The 18,733-nt window shown below is 38.4% G+C and carries 20 protein-coding genes; 4 read left to right on the top strand and 16 right to left on the bottom strand.

From position 1 onward, the window contains the following. Positions 1-51 precede the first annotated feature (51 nt). The 8 genes from FC19_RS08585 to FC19_RS08620 all read right to left on the bottom strand — a co-directional run bounded on the left by FC19_RS08585 (position 52) and on the right by FC19_RS08620 (position 5,931). Positions 52-705: an amino acid ABC transporter permease gene (locus tag FC19_RS08585; RefSeq protein ID WP_057876558.1), complete on the bottom strand. Its 654-nt coding sequence runs from the start codon at positions 703-705 to the stop codon at positions 52-54. Between the two features lie 17 nt (positions 706-722). Beyond that, on the bottom strand, positions 723-1,361 hold the full coding sequence (locus tag FC19_RS08590) for an amino acid ABC transporter permease (RefSeq protein WP_057876559.1): 639 nt from the start codon (positions 1,359-1,361) through the stop codon (positions 723-725). Further along, positions 1,358-2,191: a transporter substrate-binding domain-containing protein gene (locus tag FC19_RS08595; protein WP_057876560.1), complete on the bottom strand. Its 834-nt coding sequence runs from the start codon at positions 2,189-2,191 to the stop codon at positions 1,358-1,360. The genes FC19_RS08590 and FC19_RS08595 overlap by 4 nt, the downstream gene beginning before the upstream one ends. 14 nt (positions 2,192-2,205) lie before the next feature. Next, positions 2,206-2,940 carry an amino acid ABC transporter ATP-binding protein gene (locus FC19_RS08600; protein ID WP_057876561.1) on the bottom strand — a complete coding sequence of 245 codons (735 nt, stop codon included), beginning with the start codon at positions 2,938-2,940 and terminating at the stop codon, positions 2,206-2,208. A 500-nt stretch (positions 2,941-3,440) separates the two neighbouring features. Continuing rightward, on the bottom strand, positions 3,441-4,262 hold the full coding sequence (locus tag FC19_RS08605) for a DUF6681 family protein (protein WP_057876562.1): 822 nt from the start codon (positions 4,260-4,262) through the stop codon (positions 3,441-3,443). A gap of 12 nt (positions 4,263-4,274) precedes the next feature. Continuing rightward, positions 4,275-4,805 (bottom strand): hypothetical protein, encoded by a 531-nt coding sequence (locus FC19_RS08610; RefSeq protein WP_235809355.1) that lies wholly within the window; start codon positions 4,803-4,805, stop codon positions 4,275-4,277. Positions 4,806-4,857: 52 nt separating this feature from the next. Beyond that, positions 4,858-5,295 (bottom strand): Fur family transcriptional regulator, encoded by a 438-nt coding sequence (locus tag FC19_RS08615; RefSeq protein WP_057876564.1) that lies wholly within the window; start codon positions 5,293-5,295, stop codon positions 4,858-4,860. A gap of 75 nt (positions 5,296-5,370) precedes the next feature. Continuing rightward, on the bottom strand, positions 5,371-5,931 hold the full coding sequence (locus FC19_RS08620) for a guanylate kinase (RefSeq protein ID WP_057876565.1): 561 nt from the start codon (positions 5,929-5,931) through the stop codon (positions 5,371-5,373). A 503-nt stretch (positions 5,932-6,434) separates the two neighbouring features. On the opposite strand from FC19_RS08620, the gene FC19_RS08625 reads away from it, so the two are divergent. The 4 genes from FC19_RS08625 to FC19_RS08640 all read left to right on the top strand — a co-directional run bounded on the left by FC19_RS08625 (position 6,435) and on the right by FC19_RS08640 (position 11,900). After that, a complete protein-coding gene (locus FC19_RS08625) occupies positions 6,435-7,829 on the top strand; it encodes an APC family permease (protein ID WP_057876566.1) in 1,395 nt (464 codons plus the stop codon). A 168-nt stretch (positions 7,830-7,997) separates the two neighbouring features. Beyond that, positions 7,998-10,412, top strand: coding sequence for a Xaa-Pro dipeptidyl-peptidase (locus FC19_RS08630; protein ID WP_057876567.1), 2,415 nt, complete (start codon positions 7,998-8,000; stop codon positions 10,410-10,412). 96 nt (positions 10,413-10,508) lie between these two features. After that, complete coding sequence (locus FC19_RS08635) at positions 10,509-11,414, top strand: proline-specific peptidase family protein (protein WP_057876568.1); 906 nt, start codon at positions 10,509-10,511, stop codon at positions 11,412-11,414. A 99-nt stretch (positions 11,415-11,513) separates the two neighbouring features. Beyond that, a complete protein-coding gene (locus FC19_RS08640; RefSeq protein ID WP_057876569.1) occupies positions 11,514-11,900 on the top strand; it encodes a VOC family protein in 387 nt (128 codons plus the stop codon). Between the two features lie 246 nt (positions 11,901-12,146). Here the strand turns inward: FC19_RS08640 and FC19_RS08645 are convergent, their stop codons facing one another. From FC19_RS08645 to FC19_RS08680, 8 genes are all read right to left on the bottom strand, one after another. Further along, a complete protein-coding gene (locus FC19_RS08645; protein WP_057876570.1) occupies positions 12,147-12,638 on the bottom strand; it encodes a QueT transporter family protein in 492 nt (163 codons plus the stop codon). 293 nt (positions 12,639-12,931) lie between these two features. Continuing rightward, a complete protein-coding gene (locus FC19_RS08650; protein ID WP_235809356.1) occupies positions 12,932-13,351 on the bottom strand; it encodes a GtrA family protein in 420 nt (139 codons plus the stop codon). Further along, entirely contained in the window at positions 13,338-14,303 is a 966-nt protein-coding gene (locus tag FC19_RS08655; protein ID WP_057876571.1) for a glycosyltransferase family 2 protein, read from the bottom strand. The genes FC19_RS08650 and FC19_RS08655 overlap by 14 nt, the downstream gene beginning before the upstream one ends. Positions 14,304-14,510: 207 nt before the next feature. Continuing rightward, entirely contained in the window at positions 14,511-15,503 is a 993-nt protein-coding gene (locus FC19_RS08660; RefSeq protein ID WP_057876572.1) for an aldo/keto reductase, read from the bottom strand. A gap of 105 nt (positions 15,504-15,608) precedes the next feature. Continuing rightward, positions 15,609-16,424, bottom strand: coding sequence for a Cof-type HAD-IIB family hydrolase (locus FC19_RS08665; protein ID WP_057876573.1), 816 nt, complete (start codon positions 16,422-16,424; stop codon positions 15,609-15,611). A 52-nt stretch (positions 16,425-16,476) separates the two neighbouring features. Further along, a complete protein-coding gene (locus tag FC19_RS08670) occupies positions 16,477-17,217 on the bottom strand; it encodes a TerC family protein (protein ID WP_420805502.1) in 741 nt (246 codons plus the stop codon). Between the two features lie 69 nt (positions 17,218-17,286). Continuing rightward, entirely contained in the window at positions 17,287-18,120 is an 834-nt protein-coding gene (locus FC19_RS08675; RefSeq protein ID WP_235809357.1) for a YitT family protein, read from the bottom strand. Between the two features lie 39 nt (positions 18,121-18,159). Beyond that, the gene (locus tag FC19_RS08680) at positions 18,160-18,573 is read right to left on the bottom strand and encodes a helix-turn-helix domain-containing protein (RefSeq protein ID WP_057876576.1); all 414 of its coding nucleotides are present in this window, start codon (positions 18,571-18,573) and stop codon (positions 18,160-18,162) included. Positions 18,574-18,733 lie beyond the last annotated feature (160 nt).

Below are 18,733 nucleotides of genomic sequence, written 5' to 3' on the forward strand. Positions count from 1 at the left end.
CACACAATACGTGTATTCAAGGACAGCTTTTTTATTTGTGTTATCTTGCTGCTAGCTTGTTCTTCTTTCAAGGCCTGATGCTACTAGTGATAAAGCATAACAAACCACAAAGTACATTACCGCCAGAGCGATAAACATTGGAATCATATAACGGGTGTTCTGACCATAGATAATTTGAGCACGATACAATAATTCAGGCAGAACGATAATAGTTGCTAAAGATGTATCTTTTATCAAAGAAATGAACTGACTCACCAACGGTGGGATCATTTTTTTCATTGCTTGTGGAAGAACGATAACACGCAGTCCCTGCCAGTAAGTCATTCCAACTGAACGGGCCCCTTCCATCTGCCCCGTGTCAACAGCTTGGATACCACCACGAACGATTTCAGCGATCATTGCTGATTCAAAAACAGTCATTGCTGCAATTGCAGCAGACAGAGGTTCCATTTTGATCCCGATCTTTGGAAGCCCGAAATAAGTAAAGAACAAAAGTAATAACAGTGGTAAATTCCTAATTAAATCAATAATAAATCCAACTATCGCAGACAAGAAAGGGAAGCGAATATATCGAATTATACCTAGAATTGATCCAAAAATAAAACTCAAAACAATTGAAATGACCGAAACTTCAATAGTTACCCACAAACCCTCCAGTAAATAGCGCAAGTTGATCCATGAATAAGCTTCAGCTAAATTTGACATTTAATTCACCCTCCTTCTTAAGCCAGTTTTTTCTCTAAATACCGCATGTAATAGCTTAGTGGCAACGTAATGATCAAGTACAGAATCCCAACAACAATATACGTATTGAACGTATCAAAAGTTGTCGAAGCAATCGCATCTCCTTGATACATTAAATCAAAGCCGGCCACAAATGCCAGCACTGAAGAATTCTTAACTAAGTTTATGAATTGATTGCCTAAAGGCGGAATAACATATCTAAATGCTTGAGGAAGAATGATGTGCCACATTGCCTGCATAAAACTCATTCCGTTGGCACGTGCGCCTTCCATCTGACCATCATCAACCGCTTGGATCCCTGCACGCACGGTTTCAGCAATGAAAGATGAAGTATAAAGCGTTAGGCCGATCGTCCCAGCTGTGAAGCCATCCAAAGTAACAAAAAATTGCGGAACAACGACATAAAAGAACATTCCAATTACCAGTAACGGTATATTACGAAAAACTTCAATATAAACACGACCGACTATATGCAATATCTTGTATGGCAAAACTTCAAAAATTGCAAATGTCGAACCGATTATCAAACTAAAAAATAATGCGATCACACTGCAAAGAAGTGTGTTTCCAAAACCAAGCAGCAATTCTTGCCAATGTTGTGTAAAGACATTTATCATTGTTGGCTCGCCTCCTTCAAATCAAAGCCTGCGACGTTTCCAAACCATTTCTGCAGCAGTCTTTGATAAGTTCCGTCTCTTCTCATATCGGCGATCGCCTTATCTATCTTATTCTTCAATTGTGTTTGATTCTTATCAACGGCAATCCCATAAGGTTCGTTAGTAAACGTGCCTCCGACAACATGATAGCTAGGATTCTCTGATGCGATCCCAAATAAAATACCGTTATCGGTTGTCATCGCATCCCCTTGACCTGATTTAAGAGCTGTAAAGGCTTGTGCATAATCCTCTAGTTCCAAAACCTTGGCTTTGGGTGCATATTTTTTGACGTTAACTGCAGAGGTCGAGCCCTTGACAGCCAAAACTGTCATTCCATCTTTATTCAAATCACGAACATTCTTGATACTGCTCTCTCTTTTTACCAGCAATGATTGTCCAGCTGCAAAATAAACATTTGAGAAATCAACAATCTTTTCTCGGTCCGGTGTAATCGTCATTGTAGCTATGATAGCATCAATATTTCCGTTCTTGAGCAAGGGAATACGTGTCTTACTGGTAACTTGAACAAATTTTGCATGACCCTTTTTACCAAGGACCCTTTTAGTGATCTCTTTGCCCATATCAATATCAAAGCCCTTAATTGTTCCAGACTTGATATCCATCAGACCAAACAAACGCGTATCAGCTTTAACGCCCCATGTCAAAGTGTTACTTGTTTGACTTCTTTTAAGCGCATTTTGTTCGGTACTCTTCTCATTTGAACAAGCACCAAGCGATAGGGTCAATAAAAGCATCCCAAGTAAAAGTAGGATTGATTTTAGTTTTCTCATTATTCTTCCCCCTCTTAATGCTTGATGATCTTGCTTAGGAATTGCTGTGCTCTCTTCTCCTTAGGTGCTTTAAAGAAGACATCTGCTCTTTCATCTTCAAGAATTTCCCCATCATCAATAAAAATAACCCGATCAGCCACCTCACGGGCAAAACCCATCTCATGTGTTACAACGACCATGGTCATTCCCTCAGTCGCTATTTTCTTCATAACATTTAAAACATCATCAATCATTTCAGGATCAAGCGCTGAAGTTGGTTCATCAAATAGCAGTGCTTTAGGTTTCATTGCCAGACTACGCGCAATTGCTACACGCTGCTTTTGTCCACCAGAAAGTTGGCGTGGATAAGATTCAGCCTTGTCCGCCACCCCGACACTCTTCAACAAACGCATGGCATGTTCCTTGTTCTCTTTAGGATCACGTTTCAAAACTAGTTTGGGTGCTAGCATAATGTTCTCAAGCACTGTTTTGTTATCATACAGATTGAAATGTTGGAAAACCATTCCGACATCTTTTCTAATCTGATTTAGATCCGTTTTACTGTCAGCCAGATCATAGCCATTGACGATCAGCTGTCCTTCAGTAAAATCTTCAAGACCGTTAATAGTTCTAATCAATGTACTTTTCCCAGAACCAGAAGGACCGATGACAACAACAACTTCACCCTTGTCCACCTTTAGGTTAATATTTTTTAGCGCATGAAACTTATCGTAGTACTTTTCGACATTTTTAAACTCAATCATTGCCATTTCTTTTTCCTCCTTGAGAGCAATCATTAATTTCCGGTAACTACAATATTAAAATTTAATTTGATTTTGTGCAAGAAATTCGAATTAATATTATTTTTAAGATAAATTATAGCTATTTAACTTTGTTAAACAAAGTTAGCTACACCAAAAAAATTACATAACATCAAAAAATAAATTATAAAAAATAAGAGATTTTTGTATCCAACAAATAATCACGAACGTAACTATTAGTTTATTAAAATAATTCGTGTTTATTCAAAATAAAATGACTTTGAGCGCGTGTTAATACATAAAATACGAATCTAAAACAACGAAAATAAAGACCATTCTATTTATACTCTCTCAAACCAAATTTCAAAATCTGTATCCATCCTTTCTGGAAAGCTCGTCATTAAAAAAAACAGTTAGAAACTGAACAAAGCCAATTTCTAACTGTTTTTTAGTTCATTCTCAAGCTTTTTAGGCATTTTCAATCATAAAACTTCACTTTTTTAAAACGCCTAAACCTTTTTGGGAACTTCTTTTTCTCGATACGCAACTTGGAGCTTCAATTCATAAGGACCTTCTTCTTGCATTACTGTTGAACGACCAGCAAACTTGTACGGGCCACCATGAACAGCTGCAGCGGCAACAAATAAGCTGTATTTCCGTTCCACCTCGGTAACCGGCATCAAACCAACAGATTTGATTTGCCCGAGCTGCTTTCTTTCAATCTGATTAATACCACCATACAAGTTCAAATGACCATTTTCATGCACCAACTCAAAATAAGGAAGTGCGACTGGTTCATTTAAAGCATAGACATTTTCTTTCTTTGCATGGGCAATTTTAAATATTTCATTATCGCTATGTCCACCATAATCAAGCCTAAGGTACCCTTCAGCTGCCAATTGACCAACAATCTCGTTCAAAGCCTGAATCTCTGTAGGATTTCTTTTAAGCTTTGCCGGTAAAATGGTTTCACCCTTGAAGAGGCCATTAGTTTGCACGAACCCATTTTGTGGGCTTGCCTTCTTATCCATCAAATCATCTTTAGGCTTCATCCCTAATTTTTTTTCGATCCAAGGTGAAAAATCAAAACGCGACTTTTTGGATGTGAAAAAATACAAAATATTCAAATAAGCAAAATAACTGATACCAAAAAAAGCTAAAATAAACAACAAGCCTCTTGCTAAAAAGCCATTTGCTAGGAAACGGTATGCTACATACAGCAGATAGAAATTACCAACTGTTCCTAGGATTGTATACACACGATTCTTTAGCTTGACGTTGATATTGATATAGCCCAAATAACTGTTGATTAATCCTATAATACTGAACAAGTCATTTCCCTCCTATTCTCCTGTAGCATTATTGTTTTGAGTATTCTGGTTGTTTTGAGTTTGTGTACTTGAAGATGAACTTTCAGTTTGTCTGCTCGTAGATTGAGAACTAGATTGGGTTGAGCTGCTACTATCATCCTCATCAGCATCATTCTCTTCACTTGATGCACTACTACTACCAGTATTTGAGGAAGATGCTGATTCAGCTGAACTTTGATCCGTATCTTCACTGCTGCTATCACTACCTTGTTGTTCCTCAGATGAAGTAGAACTATCCTCACTGCTAGATCTTGAAGTTGTTTCATCACTGTCAGATTCTGAGCTACTCTTTTTATCACTAGAATCGGTGGCTTTAGAAGACCCACCTGACGCACTTGAAACCGAACTAGAATTTTCAACTGTTTGTGTTACCGGTTTACCCTCGGAAGTATTTGTTGCCTTATTCACAGCCACATTGGTCGCACCCAAAGCAAGTACGACCGACATAATAGCAAATGGTGTAATGAAAGGCGGTGTTCGATAAGCCATTCTTAATCTCTCCATTTCTTATCCTGAAACTTAATATTATTAAACCAAAACTAAGCTTTAAAAGATACTACTTAGGCCGATCTTTGCTTAATTTTATACAATCAGCACACAAACCATACAATTCAAAGTGATGCTCGTCAATTCGGCACCCGGGAAGCTGTTCTTCAAAATAATCCAGCGGGCACATTTCAACTTCTTGCACCTTGCCGCATTGTTTGCAAATAAAGTGATGATGGTGCTGATGTATGAAATCACATTGGTACTTAACACTCGCGTTACCATCCCTTGTTCGCTGCTCAATGATTCCAACTTCCTCGAATTCCTTTATATTTCTGTAAATTGTATTATGGCTCATGCCCGGGTAAATACTGTGCATGTATTTGTCAACTGCCACAACATTAATATATTGTTCCTGGAAATGACTTAAATATTCCAAGAGACTCAAACGTTGTTTAGTAATTTTATAATTGTTTTTCTGTAGCAACTTTACTGCGACCTCTATCATAAAAAAACGCACACCCCCGTAAATAATAATTATTACTATTAAGAATAGTATATCACAGCTCTTAAATAATAAAAATCAATTGCAGCAGCCTGCTTTTATCAAGTTTTTCTTAATGTTTTCTTCTGTTTCTTCCCAATTATCATTACGCATACGAGTACAAAAATGCTCAATTTTTGGGGGAACATTCATGTCTCTTTTGGCTTCTTTACTGGATAAACGCTTTGTGGCTGCATCATAGCCAGTGTCTCTTCTTTCCAATCTTTTTAACAGAACGGCACTATCAGGAACATAGATGTACCAGCAAATTAGCTTTTCCTTTAGTTTTTCATAATATGTGGCAGCACCTTCAGTATCCAAAACAATGACTGCCCAATCACTTTTCAACCAAGCTTGCTCCAATCCTTCACGCGAGGAACCATAGTAACAATGATCATACTCCACATATTCAAAATAGTTATTCTTGAAAAAAGAGTTTTTTGTTTCAAAATAATAATCACAACCATCAACTTCGTGTTCCCTTTGGGGACGAGTCGTATGCGTAATGACACGCTCAAATCCATATTTATCCACCAAATAATCTTGAATCGTCGTTTTACCGACTCCAGAAGCGCCGCAAATAACTAGCAGATGTTTCATAGTCCCCCCTGACTGCCGCATATATTTCTTTGAAACTATGGATCAACCTGCGAAAAGTTCGCTAAAATTGTTCTTCTATCATAGTTTCTGGCAGCTTAATTGATATTACTCTATATAACATTCCCAAAATTAATTTTACTTATCACAACAAAGTGAACCGAACATACCAAAAAAATAATCACACCTACGATTCGATAATTGCCCTCAAAACATCTTTTCTATTATACTATTATAATTTTAAAACAAGACTTTGACTATGAATGTAAATCTTTCAAACTTAATAGTCAATTTCTCTCAGAATAAAATAATTTAGGTCCTTCATTCAATCCTATCTTTCTAATCTGTATCTTCTGAACCAAAACTAATTTTCCCTTGAAAAAGAACGTTTCTTCCTTCTTAAAAAAATATTGTTTTTCAAATATAATTGACATCATGCTCTCATATTGTATATCATCATGACTGTATGTTCTATTTTTTTTGTAAAGAAATGGAGGGATTATTCATTGAATTTGAAACAAAGAATTTTCAAAAAAGAAAATCTTTCACGGTATCTTGATAAAGATGGCCGTCTTGCCAAGACATTAAGTGCCGGTGATTTAATCGCATTAGGTATCGGAGCTGTTATAGGTACCGGTATTTTTATACTTCCAGGAACAGTAGCTGCTCTGCACAGCGGTCCAAGTATTATCTTGTCATTTGTGGTAGCTGCCATTATTTGTTCGACTGCTGCCATGTGTTATGCAGAGTTCTCATCAGCACTTCCAATTGCTGGGAGCGCATATTCATTCGGTAATATCGTTTTTGGTGAAATCGTTGGTTGGTTCCTGGGTTGGGCTCTGATCCTTGAATATATGCTAGCCGTTGCAGCTGTTTCAACTGGCTGGTCAGCCTATTTCAATTCTTTTATAGCTGGTTTTGGTTTCCAGATACCTAAAGCTATTAGCGGCAATTTCGATCCAGCTCACGGAACATACGTTAACATTGTAGCTATTTTAATTGTCTTGTTTATTTCATTCATTCTTTCAAAGGGTGTTAAGACTTCCATTCGTATTAACAATATTATTGTCGTTGTAAAAATAGCTATTATTTTTCTTTTCCTGCTTGTCGGTATGTTTTATGTTAAACCAGCCAACTGGCATCCGTTTTATCCATTTGGTTACCATGGTGTCTTAAAGGGCGCTTCCTTAGTCTTTTTTGCTTATCTAGGATTTGATGTTGTTTCTGCAACAGCTGCCGAAGTTAAGAATCCACGGAAAAACATGCCAATCGGAATAATTGGGACACTGCTAATATGTACGGTGTTGTACATTTTGGTTTCAGTTGTATTGACTGGTATGACTTCTTATACAAAATTAGATGTGGCTAATCCCGTTTCATATGCCCTGCAGCTCGTTCATCTAAATTGGGTGGCCGGGATCATTTCAATTGGCGCCTTAGCGGGGATGTTCACCATGATGGTCACTATGATTTACAGCAGCTCACGCTTGATCTATTCAATTGGGCGCGATGGCTTGTTGCCTAAATTTCTCGGTGAAGTAAGTTCAAAGCACCACACTCCTAATAAAAGTATGCTGTTCGTAACAATTATTATCAGTTTTATGGGAGGTTTTGTTTCACTGACTCAGCTGACCAATCTAGTCAATATTGGGACATTGATTGCCTTTACCTTTGTTTCAATTGGAATTATTCCCTTACGCAAACGTAAAGATATTCCAAATGACGGTTTCAAAGTTCCCTTCTATCCGTTTTTACCGATCGTTTCCACACTCCTTTGCATTCTAATGTTAACTCAACTATCCAAAGAAACATGGATTGCCTCAATCATCTGGTTCATAATTGGAATGATCATTTACTTCACGTACGGTATCAAACATAGTCAAATAACCAAACTCGATTAAAAGCAAATAAAAAATTTTTTCGAAGTGTTGCGTAATTATTAGGGAATTCCTAAAAATATGCAGCACTTCTTTCTTTTTCTTCTCTTTGGATTTGCACTCTTTTTATTCAAGGAATCTTTTTTACGGTATAATTAAGAACTAAAGATAACATCTGGAGGATATCAGCTTATGCGTTACAATCAATTTGCACATATTAAAACTTCTTTAAAAGATAAGCTCACTGAACTAGAGCGTATCCATTACATTGATCCTATATTATTTGAAACTGAGACACCAGCCGAACTATGGTTACGATTAGTAGAAAAAGCTTTCCCGCAAGCTCGTTCAGCTGCCGTTCGAAAGCAAAAAGCAGAGGGACTTTTAGCCGATGAGACACATTCACTGCCTGTTTATGTTGAAAAAGCGAGTGTAACTGTCCAATCTTTCTATAATGTCGGTCTGCAGCTATTAGGCTTTGAACCTGAAAAAGACTTTTCCCTCTCTAATCCGCTCGCAGCTATGAAAAAAATCAACCTCCCTTATCAAGAACAACTCTCCTCAAAAGAAGAAGTTCTGAGTGCTTGGTATGATCTTCTCTGTTCATATACAACAAGTGGACAGACTTTGTTAGATAAGTTAGCCTCACTTGGCTACTTCAAACCATTTTGGGGAACTGTTTCGGGGCCGCTTTTTTTTAATGGAAAGGCGCAGCCCATCTTCAACACAAAAAAACTAATTCGTGAAGTAGTCTATGTTGAATCAGACTTGGATACCGACCAAGATGGTCAGCGTGATCTCTTGAAAGTAGAAGTTATTAGACCCGAGGAGACTGTTTCCGGCCTGCAAGTCCCCGTCGTTTATACTGCAAGTCCTTATAACCAAGGTACTAATGATGCTGAGGGTAAGGAAATGATGCATAGTATGAATACACCATTAACACATAAAAAACCAAACGACGTAAGTTATGCCGATATTGAATACCAAGCCCAGGAAGAGATTCCTCCTGCTCCACGCCGTATTATACGCAAAACTAGAAAGACTGAAGAAACATTTGGACGTGAATTCTCCTATACCCTTAATGACTATCTGCTTGCACGCGGTTTTGCAGCAGTCTATGCAGCCGGGATCGGTACAATGGATTCAGATGGGATCAGAACATGCGGTTCTCCTACTGAGACAAAAGCTGCTGTTGCTGTAATTGAGTGGTTAAACGGTACCCGGACTGCTTTCACTAACAAAAGTGACGGAACAGCTATATCCGCTTGGTGGTGCAATAAAAACATTGCAATGACCGGCAGATCATATCTTGGAACACTAGCAACTGCCGCTGCAACAATAGGGGTCAGCGGATTAAAAACCATAATTTCAGAAGCTGCTATTTCCAGCTGGTATGACTATTATCGCGATGGCGGTCTTGTTGTTGCTCCCGGTGGATTCCCCGGTGAAGACGCTGATGTCTTGGCTATGGAATGTTTCAGCCGTAAAAAACAGCCTGCGGATTACCTAAAAGTTAAAAAAGTATTCAAAAAGCAATTAGCGGCCATAACCAATGGACAAGATCGTTCAACCGGCGACTACAATACTTTTTGGGATGCCCGCAATTATTTAAAAAAAATATCTCAAGTCAAGGCCGACATCATTATGGTTCATGGACTCAACGACTGGAACGTTAAGCCGCGCAATGTTTTCAACCTTTGGCAAGCTTTAAAACAAGTTCCGGTTACGCGCAAGCTTATCCTTCATCAAGGTCAGCATATTTACATCAACAATATGCGTTCGCTTGATTTTAATGACATGATGAATCTCTGGCTTTCATTTAAACTGTATAACGTTGAAAATCATGCTGCCGAAATACTGCCTGATGTCTTGGTCCAAGATAATGTCCAAGCTGAAACATGGAACAGTTTTGCTGATTGGACAGCCTCCCAACATACTATAGAAAAATACTGTTTGCGCCCGCACGAACTGGTTTCATCCAAACTTGGGCCTGCAGAAGGAGCTGCCAATTTTCAAGATAAATTACCAGCTGCTGATTTTGACTACTATCAAAAACACCTAGCGACTTGGACAAAGGATCTGCTGACTCCCGACCACTCACCTTTAAAACATAACCGCTTATTATTCAGAACGGCTGCTATGGCAGAGGATAAAATAATTCAAGGAGAACCAGAAGTGACAATGCAGGTAGCCACTAACAAAAGCCATGGGATGCTGAGCTTTATGCTGGTCGACTATGGCAACGCATGTCGGTTGGGCACTTCTCCAACTGTACTTGAGCGTAAAGGAATAGCTTGCGGCTTCCAATGGCGTGAAGATGATCTTGTCGAATTTTCATTAGCAGAAGAAACTCCTTGGAAAATGATCTCCAAGGGTCACATCAATCTTCAAAATCGGCATTCTAATTGGCAAAATGACGAACTGCAGCCTAATTCCTTCTACACTGTCAGTGCCAAATTACAACCAACTTTTTATCGTTTGCCTAAAAACCACCAATTAGGACTCATCATCTATGCAACAGACATGGGAATGACGGTTCGGGGAAACGAAGATCTGGCTTATTCAATTAAGTTAGCCGCCAGCTGCTTGAAAATAAGCTCAATGTAACAGAATTACTTTTCGTTAATCTTTTCCAATTTATTTCGCTAAGTGAACTTAAAGTGCTATCATAAAATTATCTTTAAAGAAACTAGGTGTTTGATGATGAAACAAGGTACAACTATCCTGACCTTAGACAACGGTTACCACTTATGGACGCATACCGAAGGCAAAGGCAATATTCAGCTGCTTTGCCTGCATGGCGGTCCTGGAGGAAACCATGAATATTATGAAAACTTTGCAGAAAAACTTTCCGACCTCGGTGTTCAAGTATCAATGTATGATCAGCTTGGATCTTGGTATTCAGACCAGCCCGATTTCACAAAACAAGAAAACATTGATAAGTTTTTAAATATGGACTATTTCATTGATGAAGTTGAGGAAGTTCGTCAAAAACTCGGCTTGGATAATTTCTATCTTATTGGGCAGTCATGGGGCGGTATTCTGACACAAGAATATGCGCTTAAATATCCTGACCACCTTAAGGGGATTATTATCTCAAGTATGACAGACAACATTGAAGAATATGTCGCAAATATCAATGCTATTCGTGAAAAAGAGTTCTCAGATGATGAACTAAAATTCATGAAAAAATGCGAAGCTGAAAATGATTATGCTAATGATCGCTATCAGGAGTTGATTGATGCTTTAAATCGCGGTTATGTGGATCGTAAACAACCGCCCGCAATTTCACATTTGACGGATACCATGGCTACACCTGTCTATAACTATTTCCAAGGTGATAATGAGTTTGTTGTTACCGGCAAAATGCAAGGTTGGGATCGACGGCAAGATATTCATAAAATCAATGTTCCAACATTGATCACTTACGGCGAGCATGAAACGATGCCACTCGCCACTGCACGAAGGATGGCAAGCGTAATTCCACATGCTCGATTAGAAACAACTCCAAATGGCGGACATCATCATATGATCGATAATGCTCCCGTTTATTTCGCTCATTTAAAAAAATTCTTACAAGATGTTGAAAATAATACATTCAAGGAGTAATTATTGCGCAATAAAACAGGGCAGAATGATTATTATTCTGCCCTGTTTTTGTTACTTACTTATCACGTTGATTTTAAATTACAAAGGAGCCGATTGTTAATGAATATCAAACGAATTGATCATATCGTTTTAACCGTTGCGGACCTCCCGCGAGCCATTCGATTCTATCATGAAGTCTTCGATATGCCAATTATTAAGGATAAGGAAACAGACATGGAAAACTGTGTTCGCTGTGGGCATCAATTGATTGAATTTCGTCTTGTCAATGAGGAATACTCCCTAGGCCCTGCTGATCCCACTGTTGGTTCAGCTAATTTATGTATTATAGCAGGTGATTCAATGGATCAGATCACTAACCACTTGATCAGCTACTATATCCCCATCCTCAAAGGCCCACTTAAAAGAATTGGTTCGGAAGGTGAAATGACTTCGATCTATATTAATGACTACGATAAAAATTTAATTGAAATTTCAAGCTACAAATAAAATTCACATAAAATAGCATTGGAAATACACTAAACCATCGTAAACATGTTATTTCGTACAACACAAAGATAAAATAATAGGGCTAAACCAAACGTTAATTTGGACTAGCCCTATTGTAATTTCATGCGATCTTCATGTTAATGTACTTTAGTAATCCGCTTTTTCTTAAGCAATCTAACTACATAAAAAACAGATTTTCATATCTATAGTTAATTTTTTTCGCTATTCTGAAAATTTTTATCTCACTTACTTGGTTAAATCAATCCGCAGGCTAATCAACCAAAACACTACTGCGCCGATAACCATTGAGATAAGTTCACCAATCGCCACGGATAAGTATGTCGCCCAGAAAGGCACATGACTAACGAAGAAAAGTTCAAGCGCTACACTCCAAGTCAATACCGTGCAAGAGATTACACTGATTACCAGCTTACGCGGCACAGAGTCAGTGTAACGGCTTAACAAGTAACTGACTCCGGTCATCATCAATGTGCCTAAGGAACCAAATACAACATCAACGACCCCTAAACTCGACCACAGATTTGCAATCAAACAGCCCAACGTCAACGCCCAAATATAACGTTTGTTAAAAACTGCAAGATTATTGAGCATTTCTGCCAATCGTAATTGGACTGGTCCAAAGCTCCACGGTATCAATGCCACTGTGATCACAACATACAACGCTGCAATCAATCCACTTTTAAGGAGTCCAACCGTTCTTTCATGGGTATTCTCCAATTCAAAGACCTCTTTCTAGTTTTTTATTTTGGTGGGATTTTCGCGAACCACCACTACAGACAAAAGATAGTACTCGAAGCAATTACGCTCTCGCACTGGTATACGTTATTTGTAGATCAAGCTGATTATACCAAAGATAGATAATTGAGAAAAGCAGTTATCAGATTTATTGAGTGTGTCTATCCTCAAAAGTGACACTCCTGCAGACTACTGTTTTCTCAAAAAAAATGGATCCTGGTTCATTAACGCCAAAGGTATAAAACTTAGGCCAAGTTCTTTTTAATTTATTAAACCTACTCTTTTTTAAAAGCCCAAAATCTTTGTCCTAGGTAATTTAGACCCACAAACAGAATTGTTCCTGCCAGCATCGCAATATTATCTTGTGTTCCCTGCGGAAAGCTGCTGAAGAGAACCTTTATGACAGGCTGTGCAACTCCGTATGCCACTAGATAACAAATGGTTATATTTATCACAAAACGCACAATTATCCGCTTGTCTTTTGATTTATTCTGAAAAGTAAAGTATTTATTCAAGAAATAGCTTAAAATACTTCCAAAAATATAATTAGAAGCTGAAGAAATCCAGTAGTTAAAATGAAAAAGATTGTAAAACAAAAACATGATTGCCATTCCGAAAATTGTGTTCGCGATACCAACCACTATGAATTTGAGCATTGTAATATCAAAAAATTTTTTTAGTCTATCTAGCATCATTCTTAGTTGTCCTTTCACTGATAATGTAACGTGGACGAGCTTTTGTTTCTAAATATATTTTGCCGATATATTCGCCGATAATCCCCAAACAAATTAATTGGATACCACCGATAAAGGTTAAGAGCGCACAGGTACTAGCCCAGCCGCTAACAGTTTCACCCATCAAAAAACGGATAATTACCCAGATCAAAATAGCAAAACTAAGCAGCGATACAGAACTTCCCAGAGCTGTAATAACTCGAATAGGTTTAATGCTTAAACTTGTTATTCCGTTAAATGCAAGGGCAAGCATTTTACTCAAAGGATAATGACTCTTTCCCGCCAAACGCTCATGCCGCTTATAATAAACGGAGGTGCTTTTAAAACCTACCAGCGGGATCATTCCCCGCAAAAATAAATTAACCTCTTTAAACCTAGCCAATTCGCGCAGAACGCGTTCTGAAATCAGGCGGTAATCGGCATGATTATAGACAACCTCCGCCCCCATCATGTTCAAAAATTTATAATATGACTCCGCCGTAAAGCGTTTAAAGAAAGTATCTGTTTTTCTCGAACTGCGGACGCCATATACCACTTCGTTACCTTTGGCATATTCTTCAACCATGTTATCCATTGCATTGATATCATCTTGTCCATCGCAATCAATTGAAATGGTAATGTCATATTTACCAATTGACTCCATCAAGCCAGCCAAAACCGCATTTTGATGTCCACGATTTCTGCTTTGCCTAATACCGCTGAAATGTTCATCCTCTTCAGCAAGCTGCTTGATCAATGACCATGTTCCGTCCTTACTCCCATCATCTACAAATAAAACTTTGCTATCGGGAGCAATCATCCTCTTTTCGGACAATGCTAATATCTTATCTAAAAACTTAGGCGCAGTGACCGGCAATACCTCTTGCTCATTGAAGCAAGGTATCACTATGCACAATCTAGGCTCACTTTTCATAACAATCCTCCAAACCATTCATCACAAAACCATCCTTTGTATTCTAGCATTTGACTGCACTTTTGTAAATTTAACAAAAAATTTTTTATGTTTACTTAGAAAAATCAAAAAAATAAAGCTGTGGCCAAATATCATTGCCGCAGCTTCATATTGCTAACACCCAGAATCACTTAGTCTCATCAACTGCCCGTTTTTGCTTTTGCAGGGCTATTTTTCTAAAACAGTGTTGATACGCTCAAGTTCATCTTCAGAGAAATCTAAATGGTTGATTGTTTCCAAGTTATCGTTTAAATGTTGGAGATTTGCTGTGCCAATAATAACACTCGCAACTACTTCATTCCGCAGCAGCCAAGCCAGCGCTAACTGTGAAAGTGTCTGGTTTCGCTCTTTTGCGATCTCATTTAACCCACGTATTCTTTGGAGAACTCTGTCTTTTCCTTCATCAAAAACTGCTTGACTTGTGTGATGAATCTTATAGGAATCAGGAATGCCATCCAGATACCGTTCGCTCAAAAGGCCTTCTGCAAGCGGCCCATAAGCTACAATGCTCTTTCCTTCATGCTCCATTACATCAAGCAATCCGCTCGTTTCTGCATCCCTGTTTAGGATGTTATATGACACCTGATTAACCGTGAAAGGCGTACCCATCTTTTTAAAAAGCCGCGTAATTGCCTTTGTTTGCTGCACATCAAAGTTAGAAATACCAATATACAGTGCTTTTCCTTGCCGGACAACATCATTTAAAGCCAGCGCTGTTTCTTCTAGGTCTGTATGCGGATCAAACCGATGGGCATAATAAATATCAACATAATCCGTTCCTAGCCTTTTTAAACTCTGATCAATCGATTGCAGAATCGTTTTGCGTGATAGGAAATGTCCATAAGGTCCCGGGATTGTTCGATATCCTACCTTAGTTGTAACAACCAGCTCGCCACGATGCGGTTTTAATTCTCCCTGTAGTATATCACCCAATAATTTCTCTGATGTTCCGATTTCAGGATATCCATAATGATCTGCACAGTCAAAGCTAAAAATTCCCTTATTAAAAGCGTTTAAAACAATCTGCTTTCTGTCATAATATGGAGCTGCACTATCGAAGCGTTTCCATAAGCCTAGTGAAATTACCGGCAGGCGTAATCCTGTTGTTCCGACTCTTCTGTAAGGTAAAACATTATATCTTTTTTCATCTGGAATAAACATCTTCTCAGTCCTTTCATCATATTAGCAGTACATTCAAAGAGTCTTGAAGACACTCTTCTCAACAAGCTAGCCATCGTAGACTTTTTTCTGAGTCCAAGGGCCCTGTTACAAAATAAATTTTTTAATGACCTCTGCAACCGCACTGTGATTATTGTCCTTTTTTGTAATATAATCAGCTTGCTCCTTAACAAAATCTTTGCCATTACTAACACAAACACCCATGCCGGTCTTTTGAATCATCGGTAAATCATTACTATTGTCCCCAATAGCAATAATTTCCTCAGGATTTATGCCTAATTGCTGGCCTAATTGAATGGTTGCACTCCCTTTATCAGCGGTAGGATCATTAAATTCAATGTATCGATCCGAAGAAAATGTAATATTCAAATTTTTATTTAACTCTTGGGTCACAAATTCTCTGAGAGCAAGCCTTTCCTTGGCCGCTGGAACATAAAAAAGTATTTTAACCAGCTCTTCTCCCTGCAATTCATCGATATTATCTTCTTTCAAATCGACCCAACCGTTGATTCGACCAGTTAAATAGTTGATCTCACTCTGATTCATATTCCAAATATATAACTGATGCAGCGAATAAACATGAATGCAAAAATTATGCTCGACACCCAGCTTAAAAAGCTGCTCAATTGTTTCAAATGACATTGCATTGACTTTCAAAAAACGGTTGTTTTTATTTTCAACTATCGCACCTCCGTTAAAAGAGATAACGTATTCATTTTTCTTCTGAAACAATCCAAGCTCACGTAGATTGTCCTGGACCGTCAGGTAATTGCGCCCAGTGTTGGGTACAAAATAAACGCCCTTAGCCACTGCAGCTTGGATCGCTCTAATATTTTCGTCGGTGATCTTCTTGCTATCAGTCAGCAACGTTTCATCTAGATCACACGTTATCATTTTATACATATATCTTAGCCTACTTTATCATTAGTTTCCTATTTCAAGCACGAAAAAAGAGCTAATGCCGAATCCGATTTACAATGATCGTTACAAGAATTGAGAGAAAAACAATAATGGCAAAAAGTGCGGCTGGAATTTCAATATCAATCGCTGGAATCGACAAAAACAACTTAACTGCGATCAACGCAATTAACCCATAAGCCATAACTTCCAGCTCTGGAACAAGCTCCATTAATTTAATGATGAACTCAGCGATCCCACGCATACATATTATACCAATCATTCCACCTATCAGAACAATTACAGGATTGCTGGAAATTGCCAACGACGCCAGAACTGAATCGATTGAAAAAACAATATCCATCATTTCAATTGAGATAACAACCGACCAGAACAGTGGGAGTAATCTCTTTTTAGTTTTTCCTTCTTTCATAGGCACCGGATGAAAAATCCGATAAAAATGATTGATCGATAAGTATAACAGATATCCAGCCCCAAGGACCTTGATCTCCCAAAAATTAATTAAATATGTTCCTATCCCGATAATTAAGAAGCGAAAAAGATATGCCCCCCACAAACCATAAAACAAGGACTTCTCCTGCTCTTTTTTTGTAGGCAACGTCTGTGTCTGTGCTGCTAATACAATTGCATTATCAACCGAGAGCAGGCATTCGATCAAAACCAAAGAAAGAATGATCATCCAATCACTACCGGATTCAACCACACTTTTCCAATTCTCTACATCAAAGAAGGGTCCATATAACTTCGAAATAACACTCAAAAAAGTAGCTCCTTCCATTTCATTTTGATTATTTCAATTTATTCTACCATAGCCGTATCATAGATAAAACAACTTAATATCTTGCCCTCACAAAATTCGCAAACTGTCCTTTCCATACACACTATGGACCTCCTCCATTACTACAAAAGCATGCTCATCAACAGCTCGAACTGCCGCCATAATTTTTACAAGCTGTTTTTGCTCGCAAATACAATAAACCATCATCTGAGGATCTCCGCTGACTACTCCCTGACCTGGAATCAAAGTCACACCTTTTTGGGTAATTTCTGCAATTTTTTTAGCAATCAGTTCATGCTTTTTGGAAATAATAGTCAGTGCCTTGCGCTTACCAAAAATTGCCAGCAATTGATTCAAAACAGCAGCCGATACATAAAGTTCGATGATAGTTAGCAGCATGTTCTCAATTCCTATCAGAAGAAATGAGGGTACTGCAACGATCAAGTCGAAGAACAGCATTGCTGTCCCAGTCTTGATTCCAAGATACCGATTGATTATTTTGGCTAGAATAGTACTACCTGCAATCGTTCCTTCGCCATACATGATAAAGCCAAGGGCAATTCCCATCAGCATACCGCCGAAAAGCGCCCCAACTATTGGTTCCTCCAGTTTTAAACCCCAGGTTGCCGTCATTTTTAAAAAGGCCGAAATACCTGTCACCGCAACAACTGTGTAGGCGATAGTCCGCTTATCGAGCAGTTTCCAGCCAACAAGCAGTAATACCCCATTGCAGATTATATTCGTCAGTGCTGGTGAGACATTTAACCAGTAATATAAAATCGTCATCAGCCCTGTTACCCCGCCTTCACCTAAGTGATTCGCCATTAACAAACTGTTAACCGCAAATGAATAGATAAAAGCGCCTATCAATATCAATCCCACATTTTTCCAGAATTTTTTCAAAAAAAGTTCCTTCTCTTTCTCCGGTCTTAGCGTGCTCATTTAATGAAGAGGTAAAGTTACTTCACCATCACTGTCATCATTATCCTGGGTTTCCAATGGATACTTGCCTCGTAAATAACTCTTGATGAGCCCATAAATTATTTCGCGTTCTTGACCATTCAGAATATGGCCTTCCATCGATAATTCAGTATTCATAGCAAAAAGATCCGACAAATCCCGCACACCATAACTATTTCCAACTAAGAAATCGAGTGTAACGCCAAAAAAGCGTGCTAATTTAAGTACTTCAAGATAAGAAGGAGTATTGATTCCTCTTTCCCAGCTTCCAATCTGCGGGCCTGAATTAAGCCGCTCAGTCAAATTGTCTTCATTCATCTTGTTCAATTCCACAGCTAATTCTGCCAAGGTCAAATCACGCCCCTTGCGCAAAGCCTTTAAACGTTCTGGAAACATTGTTATCCACCCCTTTTTATACTAGAATACTACAAACCATTCGTTCCTGTCCCCAATTATTTATTCAACCTGCACAGCAACTTTCAATTCAAACTCTATCACACGAGATTTTTCAATATTTTACCATTTCATTTGTATCTGCGCGATGTAATAAGAGTAC

This window comes from Liquorilactobacillus aquaticus DSM 21051, from assembly GCF_001436755.1.
Taxonomy (GTDB): domain Bacteria; phylum Bacillota; class Bacilli; order Lactobacillales; family Lactobacillaceae; genus Liquorilactobacillus; species Liquorilactobacillus aquaticus.